Annotated in this window: 11 protein-coding genes; 4 read left to right on the top strand and 7 right to left on the bottom strand. The window is 43.0% G+C overall.

The window, feature by feature from the left end; all coding sequences use genetic code 11:
• Positions 1 to 129: 129 nt before the first annotated feature.
• From EO93_RS05865 to trmY, 7 genes are all read right to left on the bottom strand, one after another.
• Entirely contained in the window at positions 130 to 738 is a 609-nt protein-coding gene (locus tag EO93_RS05865) for a HemK2/MTQ2 family protein methyltransferase (RefSeq protein WP_048161403.1), read from the bottom strand.
• A gap of 3 nt (positions 739 to 741) precedes the next feature.
• Positions 742 to 1,551, bottom strand: coding sequence for a 16S rRNA (adenine(1518)-N(6)/adenine(1519)-N(6))-dimethyltransferase RsmA (gene rsmA, locus EO93_RS05860; protein ID WP_200898087.1), 810 nt, complete (start codon positions 1,549 to 1,551; stop codon positions 742 to 744).
• Between the two features lie 299 nt (positions 1,552 to 1,850).
• Positions 1,851 to 2,588 carry a DUF655 domain-containing protein gene (locus EO93_RS05855; protein ID WP_048134966.1) on the bottom strand — a complete coding sequence of 246 codons (738 nt, stop codon included), beginning with the start codon at positions 2,586 to 2,588 and terminating at the stop codon, positions 1,851 to 1,853.
• A gap of 335 nt (positions 2,589 to 2,923) precedes the next feature.
• Entirely contained in the window at positions 2,924 to 3,277 is a 354-nt protein-coding gene (locus EO93_RS05850; RefSeq protein ID WP_048134964.1) for an RNA polymerase Rpb4 family protein, read from the bottom strand.
• Positions 3,278 to 3,743: 466 nt separating this feature from the next.
• Positions 3,744 to 4,037: a 50S ribosomal protein L21e gene (locus EO93_RS05845; protein WP_048134962.1), complete on the bottom strand. Its 294-nt coding sequence runs from the start codon at positions 4,035 to 4,037 to the stop codon at positions 3,744 to 3,746.
• A 244-nt stretch (positions 4,038 to 4,281) separates the two neighbouring features.
• The gene (locus EO93_RS05840) at positions 4,282 to 5,577 is read right to left on the bottom strand and encodes a tRNA pseudouridine(54/55) synthase Pus10 (RefSeq protein WP_048161400.1); all 1,296 of its coding nucleotides are present in this window, start codon (positions 5,575 to 5,577) and stop codon (positions 4,282 to 4,284) included.
• Positions 5,578 to 5,876: 299 nt separating this feature from the next.
• Positions 5,877 to 6,512, bottom strand: coding sequence for a tRNA (pseudouridine(54)-N(1))-methyltransferase TrmY (gene trmY, locus EO93_RS05835; RefSeq protein ID WP_048161398.1), 636 nt, complete (start codon positions 6,510 to 6,512; stop codon positions 5,877 to 5,879).
• A 251-nt stretch (positions 6,513 to 6,763) separates the two neighbouring features.
• Here trmY and EO93_RS05830 point away from each other — a divergent pair, with 251 nt between their 5' ends.
• The 4 genes from EO93_RS05830 (at position 6,764) to EO93_RS05815 (ending at position 11,486) form a co-directional block, all read left to right on the top strand.
• Positions 6,764 to 7,420 (top strand): metallophosphoesterase family protein, encoded by a 657-nt coding sequence (locus EO93_RS05830; protein WP_048161396.1) that lies wholly within the window; start codon positions 6,764 to 6,766, stop codon positions 7,418 to 7,420.
• A gap of 452 nt (positions 7,421 to 7,872) precedes the next feature.
• Positions 7,873 to 9,114, top strand: a complete 1,242-nt coding sequence (locus EO93_RS05825; protein ID WP_048161394.1) for an MgtC/SapB family protein — start codon at positions 7,873 to 7,875, stop codon at positions 9,112 to 9,114.
• A gap of 798 nt (positions 9,115 to 9,912) precedes the next feature.
• A complete protein-coding gene (locus EO93_RS05820) occupies positions 9,913 to 10,461 on the top strand; it encodes a hypothetical protein (RefSeq protein ID WP_048161393.1) in 549 nt (182 codons plus the stop codon).
• A 395-nt stretch (positions 10,462 to 10,856) separates the two neighbouring features.
• A complete protein-coding gene (locus tag EO93_RS05815) occupies positions 10,857 to 11,486 on the top strand; it encodes a cell surface lipoprotein (RefSeq protein WP_235284128.1) in 630 nt (209 codons plus the stop codon).
• The last annotated feature ends 14 nt before the right edge of the window (positions 11,487 to 11,500 follow it).

Here is an 11,500-nt window from a genome sequence, read left to right as displayed (position 1 = left end):
AGTAAAAACGGATCCCCCTTTTCTTATTCTTTCTTTCGATGGGTCGCCCGCCAGTCTGTGGGCACTCCGATAATATGAGGATAAAAATAGTATGAGGATAAATAATAGTTTACGGGGTAAGAAAGAGGCTTACAGGATTTTTCCCCTTACCACCATCAATTCTTCAAATGAAATCTTTTTTCTCCCCACAACATCGACCTTAAACCCCATTTTCTCCATTTTCTCCTTTACAGCTTCCAGCCCGGTAATCGAAGAAATCAACACCAGAATTTTTCCTCCGGGGCTCAGGTAGTTCCTGACCTCATCTAAAAACCGGTCAAGGGTTTCCCGCCCGCTGGCTCCGCCGTCAAAAGCATAATTTAACCAGCCGGGAACTTTTTCTTCTTCGGAAGTGGGAAGGTAGGGCGGGTTGAAGAGGATGAGGTCAAAAGAGGTTTTCCGGTTTTCCGGCTTCAGGCCTTTGAAAAGGTCTGTGCGGATTACCTCAACACCGTTTGCTTTTGCACAGCGGGCAGCATGGGGGTTGATTTCTGTTGCAAGCACGCGGATGCCCTTAATATTTGCCCTGAGCACGGCAGATACAAAACCCGAGCCTGCCCCGATTTCAAGAATGTGCATGCCTGGCTCTGCCTCTTCAAGGGCTGCGTCAGCAAGCAAAAAGGAGTCTTCTGCAGGCTCGTAGACAAGGTCTGTGGCTCCGAGTTTGACCCGGGTGTTTTTGTATTCTATCTCAACCATGGATTATCTGGATTTGAGGTCAAAAATTATATTTGCAATGCTGGCAAGCTCTTCAGGAGTAAGGTTTTCCGCTCTTTTGTTCATGAAATCTTCAGGGAGCTGGTTTACAACCTCTTTTACTTCCGGGATCTTGAGCACATGATTTGTGTTCAGGATCGAATTTCTCAACTTTTTTCGACGTTGGCTGAAGACTGCAGTAACAAATTCGAGAAAGAAGGCTTCGTCGCGGACCTCGAATGGAGCGGGACGGGGGATCAGTTTGATAACTGCAGATTCAACTTCAGGTGCTGGCTGGAAGACACCTTTTGGAACTTTCATGAGGATGGAAGCATCGGCAAAGTAATATGTATCGACCGTAAGGCGGGAGTAGTCCTTGCAGCCTGGAGAAGAGACCATGCGGACTGCAAACTCGTACTGGTACATCAGAATTCCAAGTTCGAATTTATGGCGCAGGAGCTTGAAGGTGATTTCCGAGGAAATGGAATAGGGAAGGTTTGAAACAACCTTGTCAAACTCAGGAAACTCGATTTTCAGGGCGTCGCCTGCAATAATCTCCACATTTTCAACATTATCGAAGCGGTCGTGCAGGACTGAAACAAGGGCAGGGTCAAGCTCGACTGCAATTACCTTTTTTGCTCTCCTTGCAAGCCGTTCGGTTAGGTTTCCGATTCCTGCACCGATCTCAAGAACCGTATCCTGCGGACTTAGCTCAGCAGCAGCAACTATCCGGTCCAGGTAGCCAGTATCAACGAGGAAGTGCTGATCAAAGGTGCCTCCTTTTATATTGTACTTTTTAAGAATAGAACGAACCAGGGCTGAAACCTCCTTAATAAAGTAAGCATTTGTAAGCGTTTTGTATCGTTTGTAAATATTTCATTGACAATTTGTAAATATTTTGTAAATATTTCGGATGTATTTTGTAAATATTTTGGATGTATTTTGTAAGTAGTTTGTTTGAAGTAAATTAAAGCAGACAAGTTAAAGTAAATAAATCAATTTAGTTAAAGTTAGTAAACCGTTAATAGATAAACCCTGTAGATAAATTCTCAAAAACCGAACGTGTAGAAGCCAGAGATGCAGAAACCGGATTAAAAAAAATAGAATGAAAAGGTTCACCGATCATTCGGGCCCTGATGGCGAGGAGGGATGGTGAACAGCCTGTACTTGATGAAATCATCCTTGAGTTCTTCTTCGATCCTGTGGGAAATGACTTTAGCAGGGTCATGAAGGCTCGGGATTCTCTCACGGATGTCCTGAAAGCTCTTAAACTCCCCTTTCTTGCGTTCATCAATGATAGACCACATGAGTTTTTTCCCTATTCCGGGAAGGAGTTCAAGCATATGCAGGCGGGTTGTGATGGAATGGGCATCGTTGAAGAATTTGACGAACCTTTCTTCTTTGTGCCTGATGCTTGCTTCAAGGATGAAGGGCAATTCGAGGTTTGCTCCGGTAGTAAGGTCAGAATGCCCGATCCTCTGTTTTACGTGGTCTATTTCATTTCTGTCTCCAGGCCCGATATAGACTCTTGACTGGATTTCAGGAACGACACCGGCTTTTGGGACCAGTTCCATAAGAGTGAACTTTTTATCCCCCACAGCCTGCACAAGAGGTTTTTTCTGGTACATTGACGTACCGTCAACGGATTTTCCATAGGGAAGATAATCGAGGACCCATACATATTCCTCCCTGTCCTGTGGACTCTCCGTGGCTTTTCCGGATGAGCGCGGAGCTCTTTCTGACTGCCTTTCAGATTGTGGTTTACCTGCCGGCCGCCTGCCGTCAGAAGAAGGTCTTTCGGCAGATGATCTGCCAGTGTACGGTCTACCTGATTGCGACTTCTCTACTTTCATCAGCACCCATCCTATCGATAAATATGAAACCCCATTAAATGTCAGGGTATGCTCACCTAGATATGCCAAGCTTCTTTTAGCTCTTCTATCTGGTTCAGGATCTTCCCCAGCTACCAGACCTGTTGAACTATTCCCCGAACACCAGTTTCCTGAAACTGACCTTTATCTCGGCATTCTCAGGTTCGGGGACTTAGAGGTCCAGAAAATCCTCTGCTGCTAAATTCTTCAGGTCAAGGTACTCTATGATACTTTAAAGTACTCTAACCAGATTTAGGATACTTCCCTCATGAATAACAAGATAAACTGCTATATAGATTATTCTCTTTACTTTTTAATTATTCCATAGCCGCGAATACATATTCCAGAATTTGATCCAGCTCTTCATTGCTCAGGGTGTACTTTTCTTTCGCATAGATTGACCTGAGTTCGTCTCTGGATTGAGGCAGGATGTCCGCGATCCTGATCGCGATAACGGGCTTCATTTTTTCAAGCTCAAGTAACTTATTAACAAGTTCCCTCGACTTCTCTCCGCTGATTTTTGAGAACTGTTCCGCATGATGCAGGGCTTTTCTGAAACTGTATGCAACCTCTAATCCCTGTTCTCTGCGCTCGTCAGCGATCCCGGAAAGTATATCCTTGACCTCAGCCAATGTCAATAACTCTTCGTTGATGACTTCCTTAACTATCATTGGAATACACTCTTTTGAATTAAAATTTCAGGTAGTTGTACTTCCTTACAGAGCAAATATGTTTTACTGCTATTATTGTGAGCTCTGATTCCTGCTGCCAGTATTTTTCTGCCTTTCAGTACCCAGCATGCGCCCGATAAGCCGAAACTGTTTTGAATGACGTTATCCTGAACTATTTCAGCTATATGTTTTACAAATGATATATAATTATAGATGTTCCTTTGCCAGGATAAAAAACTAATTTTTAAAAAGCAGTTATTTCATATCCCCTTTAAACGTGCCCTTTTACAGGTTTTTAAGGGACATTAGTTCTGTTACATTCAATCCTTTAGCGGGCCGTTACTCAGGCTGTATTTACCGGAATTTCTGGCAGGATTTTCAAACCTCCGGTTGGAGGTCTGGATACCTTAAATTCCGAAATAAAAGGGAAAATTAGGTTGAAAAAACCTAACTACCTTGCTCGGAATCAGTACTTCTGAGGTTTCAGGTGCTGGGGAAGAGAAATGACGCTCTTCATTGCGTTTCCGTTGCGGACTGTCAGCACATATGAGCGACCGCGCTGCCCGACAACCTTTCCAGTGGATCCCTGAAACTTTGGATTTGGCATACCTTTCTGGACGCTAGGGTCTATGTCAATGTGGACCATCTGTCCTTCTTTGAATTCCTGGATTGCCCTGCTTACAGGGGATATTCCTCTTTCGCGAACCGTCTTCTTTAATTTGTATCTTGTGCAGCGTCTTTCACCGTGGGAATTTGACATCGCATGTTCCTCCGTTAGAATGCTAGATTAGTTTTTCTTTAATGAAGTTTCTGTTTAATAATTGATTTTCCTCTAAATAATATGGATATTATTTAAATGAACCGTTCATTAAGCCACTCTTTCCCTGTGGCCTGACCGGCTAATGAAACTGATTCAGATTGAAATCCAGATTGGTTTAGATTAGATCGATTCAATTTGTTTAGATTGATTTAGTTTATTTAAAGCAGATTCAGATGCCTGGGGCTTAAATTTCGACGTTAACTACATCAAGATCTTCCACAAGAGCTTGGATTCCTAGAAGCCCCGTCAGGCTTGGGTTTGTCCTGCCCTCGTCCCCGGAAACCAGTTCTTTGACGTAAAGCCCGCCTTCACAGTTTACGGTTATGTAGGCGCGACCATCATCTGTCAGCTCGTCAAGCGTAATGCTGTGCACGTATCTTTTCCGGACAAGATCTGCCCGCCTGTGAACCACACGCTTTGGAGTCTGCTGGGCAATCTCTGTGCCACTCAATGACTCAAGGCATGATTTAAGCTTTTCCTCTGAAACAGGCTCTTTAAATGTAACTTTAAGCTTATAAGTTTTATCCGCCTTTGAGCTCTTCAGGGTCTCAATCATACCTTTTTCGACAAAACGAAGTTCCCTTACCTCAACTTTTCCTGCAGCATTCTCATTAATTCTGGCAGCAAGTGCTTCAAGATCAGCCACGCGTCTTACAGGAGACTTTGCTTCTACCACAAAGGGTCTACCGCTTCCGAGCATCAGGGCATCTATATCTTCCCTGCCAGAACCATGAAAAGCCGTATCAACAGCCTCAAATGCTTCGATAACAGGACCTTTGATAAGTTCGTCTACGGACTCTGGATATTGTTTGCCTGTAAACCCGCACCTTTCGCAGCCTCTGCCCTTACATGCCCTGCAGGGCCAGCGAGTCTGGGGGATTCCTCGGACTTTTTTGAGGTAGCGCCCGTAGATATATGCTGAACGGACCTGAAGCTCGAATTTGTTTGCTGCAAGGTCAAGGGTGATCACAATATCCGGGTTTTCAAAATCCACTTCTTTTCCAACCGTTTCTGCAATCCGCTTGCCTACTTCCCGGTTAAGCTCGGATTTCAACTGCTCGGCATAGGCAGTCCCTGCCTCAGCCCATAGGATCTCTTCGTTTTCACTGAGAAGCCCGCTGACCTTTGTCCCCACGAGGAAGGTGGAGTACTCAAGACCTTCGAGAGCCTTTGCAGCTTTTTCTGCCCACCCATCCAGTTTTTTGAACTGGTCAAGGCAGACCCAGCACTGCTCATCTTCTCCCTCAATTCTGAGAGTTTTCCTTGCACGGGCACTGCAGGAAACAAGTTCCTTTAAGAGAGAGTCGTCATTTTCACTTTTGTAAATGCGGTCCCCTTCAAGGACGAGGGCGAGTTTCATTGCCTGCCCGCGCTCTTTGTTGCTGAGGCCTGTGGACAATTTTGCAAACTGACGGCCCATGCAGTGGTCACAGATAGGGCCTTCGTGCAGAATCTTTTTTGAAATTTCAAGTACATCCATTTGGTTTCACGTTCTCTAAGCTCTTTGTTCGGGAAATATATATGGGGAGTGGAGAATGAAAGATAATTTTGAAAGTATTGGCAGATAATATTGAATGATAATATTGAAAGATAATATTGACAAATTATATTGAAAGATATTATTGAAAGATATTATTGACAGATTATATTGAGTGTAGTAGAGATGATGCGCAAATTTAAGGCATGTGCCTGAAAAGGCACATCCGGATAAGTTTCTATCCTGATACAGGGAAATGGGATATAACTTTTTGGATAAAAACCTGATTCAAAAATCGCAGCTCACTCCTCAGTTCCGGAGTTTTCTCCTCCTGGAATTTCCCCTCTTTTTGCTTCAACCCTGTCCAGTTCGTTGTGGATAAGGGTTATGCAGTGGTTGGAGTGAAGGGAAATGGGACCAACCGAGATAATCTGTGCTCCTGCTTCAAGAAGCTGTTTTTCCTCTTCTTCGGTAACACCTGTGTGGTCGCCCAGAATAAAAACCGGGTTTCGGATTTCACCGGCAATTTCTCTTATATCCTTTCCGTCTTCTCTAAGATAGAGCAAGGTCCTCCCTTCAAAAGAAGTCAGCAGGGACTTTAAGTCTCCTTTACGGATCCAGACGCCAGGCGTGGACCGGGTATCCAGTTCAGTTGTATTTTTCAGAAGGGCTTTACTGATAAGCGAACCACTGCTTCTTTCGTCCGGATTCAGGTATCTCAGGTGGAGCCCTTCAAACCTGATAATTTTTCCGGGCTCAGGCTCCCCCAGAAGAAGCAGGTGCACGTTTACATCCCTGCGCATTCCAAAAGAGAGGAAAAGGGCAGAGCTTACGCAGCGGCAGAGTATATCCATTCTTCCTGCAGACCCGGGGAGGTCATTTAAAGAAAAATCGCCGCTTGTCATTGCTTTATGCCCTATAATAATGATGTCACGCATGGGGCAGTATATTACGTAAGGGATATAAAAGATGTGTGCATGTCAACAGAATAACACATAACATAAAGTGTAACAGAGATCGTATATAATAATTCAAACTAAAATTAAAAATCATAATTAACAGATCATAGAATTAAACATAGGATTAACAGATCATAGAATTAACAGATCATAGAATTAACAGATCATAGGATTAAACGTAAAATTAACAGATCATAAAATTAAAAGATCATGATAAGGACGGGATAAGGATGAAGATACTCGCTATTTCCGACCCCCATGGGGATTATTCGAAGATAAAAAAGATCATAGAACGAGCTGGGGCCTTCGACCTTGCTGTGGTAGTCGGAGACATTACCAATTTCGGGCCCGATGAGAAGGTAGACGAGCTGGCTGAAATGTTTGATAAGCCTGTGCTTGCAATTCCCGGGAACTGCGACCAGAGGAGCATCCTGAAAGCCCTTGAGAATTCAAAAGCCGTAAACTTGCACGGAAAAGCTGAGCAGATTGGAAATATCCGGTTTATCGGGCTTGGAGGCTCAAACCCCACCCCTTTTAATACCCCCTTTGAGCTTTCCGAAGAAGAAATCGAAAATGCCCTTGAAGGAATGGTCTGCTCAGCCGAAAACTCAGGTGAATGCGGGACAATAGTGCTCCTGACTCACGCCCCACCCCACGGGGCAAGAGACGAGCTGCCTTTCGGACATGTGGGCAGTAAAGCTATCCAGAAGTTTCTGGACAGGGTTGACCTGATGGTCTGCGGGCATATCCATGAAGCAAAAGGCATTGAACATGTCGGAAAAACAGTTGTTGTAAACCCCGGGGAAGCCTGCAAAGGTTCCTGCGCCCTTATAACTATTGAAGAAACCGAAAACAAATCCATTGAGGTTGAATTCGTGGAAGTATAAAACAAGTTTTAGTCGGATTTAATCAACCATATTTAATCAACCATATTTAATCAACCATATTTAATCAACCATATTTAATCAACCATATTTAATCAACCATATTTAATCAACCTGATCTCAATTGACTGGATCTCAATTACCCAGGGTCGACCAGGTTTTCGGAGTAATCGGTATATTAGAGAGATTTCCGAGTACTCTGAACCTTTTTCTCCTTTCAGGAGTATATTCATTAACAAGAACATCCTTACTATCTAATTATATTTAGTTTCACATCAATTTAGATAATGTCTTCCCATATAATAAAGTGAACAGGATCTTATAGAACTCACTTTAACGATATATAGAACTCACTTTAATTACATTATTTTGTTTGAGTATGGAATTACAGCCAGAAAAATCTGAGAGGTTGAGCTACGGACGTAATTAGCGAGTTCGGTTTTGATCCGGTTTTTGTGGATTTCCTGACAAAACTTACCGTTGCATTTTTGATAGGGATCATGGTAGGTGTGGAAAGGGAGCACAGAGGCCTTGAACACGAGATTTTTGCGGGCGTCAGGAGTTACAGCATAACCTGCATAACAGGTATGCTCGTTGCTCTTGCAAGCGAATCTGCAGGTCCGGGTTTCGTTTACGTAGCCACGCTTTTCTTTGCAGCTATCTGTTCCATAATTGCCTATTCCAAGATATTTCTCTATAAGCGGATAGGGGTTACAAGTCCTATCACTCTCTTCTTTATTTTCGTGATGGGTGTCCTTGTTGGCTATGACTACGGCCTGTTTGCGATTGTCTCTTCAATAGTTGTATCTTTCCTCCTGATCCAGAAGCAGCCCCTTCACCAGTTTGCAGGAAACCTGACAAAAGAAGAGCTTTACAATGCCATACAGTTTCTGGCTGTTGCTTTCATACTTTATCCGGTGATGCCGGAAAAACAGTTTTTCGGGCTTGTAAACCTCAGGTCGGCAATTCTTATTGTGATTCTTGTTTCCCTTATCAGTTTTTCAAGCTATGTTCTCCTGAGAAAGTTCGGGGCAAAACGCGGCCTGTGCTATTCGGGCTTTCTCGGGGGGTTTATTAACAGCGAAGCTACCACAGGAGCACTTGCAGGGCTCTCCAAAAGAACAGAGGGGATGACTGATCCCGTACTTACAGGAATTCTACTCTGCAATATTTCCATGCTCATTCGAAACCTTGTATTAGCCTTTATAGTTGACCCGACAGGCCAGACAACCCTGTTTATGCTTCCTTCACAGCTTGTACTTATCACTGTTTCCATAGCAATAACTCTCAGACATAGTAAGAAATTCTGCCCGATGGGCGGGGGGGAACTTAAGATTCAGTCGCCTTTCTCACTTGGTCAGGCATTTAAATTCGGCATTGCTTTTACCCTTATTCTCATCGTAGGAAACTTTGCTTATGACTTTGCAGGGACCGTCGGAATATACATAACTGCCCTTGGAGCTCTTTTCAGCAGCTCCGGAGTGATAGTCTCCGTAACCCTCCTTGCCGTAAGCGGAAATATCTCCTACGAAGTCGCAGCAAATACTGCAGTGCTTGCAAGCCTTGTAAGTACTGTAAATAAAATTCTGCTTTCAAAGATTTCAGGTTCTGCGAGCCTTTTCTCCCTTGCTACAAACGCATTCGGAATCATTGCAGTCACCGGGACCGTGGCTTTGCTTTTATGGAACATCCTGTGAGAGAAAGCAAGATGGGGATGCTTCAGGCATGAAACTGTAGTCTGGAAAAACCTTAACAAGCCAAAACGCTCATTTACGCTGGTAAGTGAAGAGGGCCTTTTCGAGAATTCGGTCATCGGCTATGGAAAAAGTTTTTCATATACCTTTAATGAAGCCGGAGACTACACTTTTAAGCTGGGGGAAATTCCTGGCTCAGAGCTCATTCTAATAGTGAAGTAAGAGAAATAAGATGGAAAAGCAAATACGGATCCCTGGCTGGCAAGCTAGCTCAAACTGAAGCTAATTCAGGTAAAAATGAAGGTCAGCCTTTCCAGAAGGGAATCATTTTTTGATAATTTTACTTTTTTTCATTAACCTGCATTCTAAAAATATCTCTCGAAGGTATTGTGCGGGTTGTTTTGAGCCATAAGGGCCTTTTAAGGTAAGAACTGTTTTATTCTAGATGGAAGTGTTTTTTGAATATGTCTAAAATATCTTTATATGCAAGCAAAGCACTTAAATTTCATAAGGAGTTTTGCTTTGAAAAACAGATATATATAAAAGAAATATGCAAAAATATATTTATATGTACCTAAATGGTACAGGCAAAGCTAAAAACTTGAAAAAAGAGAAGTGTCCATTCAAGCAAGAACTTAAGCTTAAATATCATTCGTTATTACGTACACAATACTATATTATTAATATTCGAATGATTTAGTTATCTTAACGTCAATCCATCAAAAATATAACTATGCGGCACTTTGAATTATTTCCGCAGATTTCCTAATTCCATAACCAAACGAGATTGTGGGGAATAAAATGAATACAAAAATAATTGTTCTACTTCTAGTCTTAGGTGTAGTTTTGTTCTCGGGATGTGCTGGAAATGAACAGCCCTCCCCGGAAGAAAACGCGACACCTGAAGAAACAGTAACCCCGGATGAAATTGCAACTCCGGAAGAGACGGAAACACCGACAGAGACTGAAACTGAAACTCCGGACGAAGTTGAAACCCCGGTAGTAACGGAAACAGAGGAAGAAGTAACTCCGGTAGAAAATGAGACTGAAGAAGGACCGACAGTTACCACACCAGATATAAGAAAAACTCCCTATACTATAAGGTTGGACAATTTCAGGGCATATCCCTCAAGCCTTGATATCAAAGAAGGAGAAACAGTTGCCTGGATAAACTATCAGGACAGCCCGAGGAGAGTCTTTACCCTTACCAGTGAAGAAGACCTCTTTGAAGACGCGAGCCTTGTTTATAGGCGTTCCTTTGCGTATACCTTCAATGAAACCGGGAATTATACCTTCACCATTATCGGGCAGCCCAGAATGGATGTCAATATAACTGTGAACGAGCTCTGAATAAGTCTTCAGAATAAGTTTTCTGAAGGAACTAATGGATAAAATATCTCATAAAGCTTATACAGGCTTCATCTGGAAAGGTGGCAAAACTTTCCAGTAAACTTATTTTTTTCAGATTTTAAATCTTTGCCGCTCATTTCCATTTCTGATAACTTTCCCCTTCCTCATCCTGAATAAACAAGGCTTAGAGGTAAAAAGCCAGCTAATATGCCAATTAGCTAATATGCCAATTAACCGTACTTCCGGAAATTAGTTCTTCAGGGTAAAAACCGTAAAATCGATTACAGACAAACTATTTTTTAATATAAAGCTTATTATAAGAAAGTGTTATTATTTAATAGGGCTTATATTGAATTGGGAGTAAAAAAGTAAAGCTTACGCAGGGGGAAGTAATAGTGATAAAAAAGCTCATTCTGCTCCTCATAGTCCTGTCAGTGTTAGTGTTTGTCTACCTGAATTGGGGAGGAAATCAGGGGCAAGAAGAGGACGGCCTGGAGGATTCCGGCGGTTCAGGCGGTTCAGGCGGGACGCAGATTCTTGAAGAAGTGCAGACACCGGAAGAGGCAATAACGTCAGAAGAAATGGAAACGCCGGTGGAAACGGAAACATTAGAGGAAGCGGGGACGCCGCAAGAAACAGAAACAGCCGGAGAGGGAGGAACACCTCTAGAAACGTTAACTCCGGGTATGGGGGATGAAATTCAAGACGAGCAAACCGAAAACGTGACCGATGACGAAGAAGTCGAGATTGTGCAGCCTGCTGGAACCGAGCCAGAAACATACCTCGTAAGGCTCAAGAATTATCTATTTATTCCCTCCGAGCTGGAGGTCAATACAGGGGATATAGTTGTATGGAGAAATTTTGAAGAATCCATTGTCTTTACCCTGAGCAGCAAGGAAGGGCTTTTCGAGGATCAAAGGCTTGGATACGGAAACACCCTGAAATACACATTCAATGAAACCGGAAGCTACAATTTCAACGCACGTGAATATCCTAACATGCAGATGACCATCACTGTAAAATAATATCCCAAAGTATA

It is taken from the genome of Methanosarcina sp. 1.H.A.2.2 (assembly GCF_000979975.1).
In the GTDB taxonomy this organism is placed as follows: Archaea; Halobacteriota; Methanosarcinia; order Methanosarcinales; family Methanosarcinaceae; genus Methanosarcina.
The sequence above is the reverse complement of the archived record's forward strand: the minus strand, read 5'-3'. Positions and strand labels throughout refer to the sequence as shown.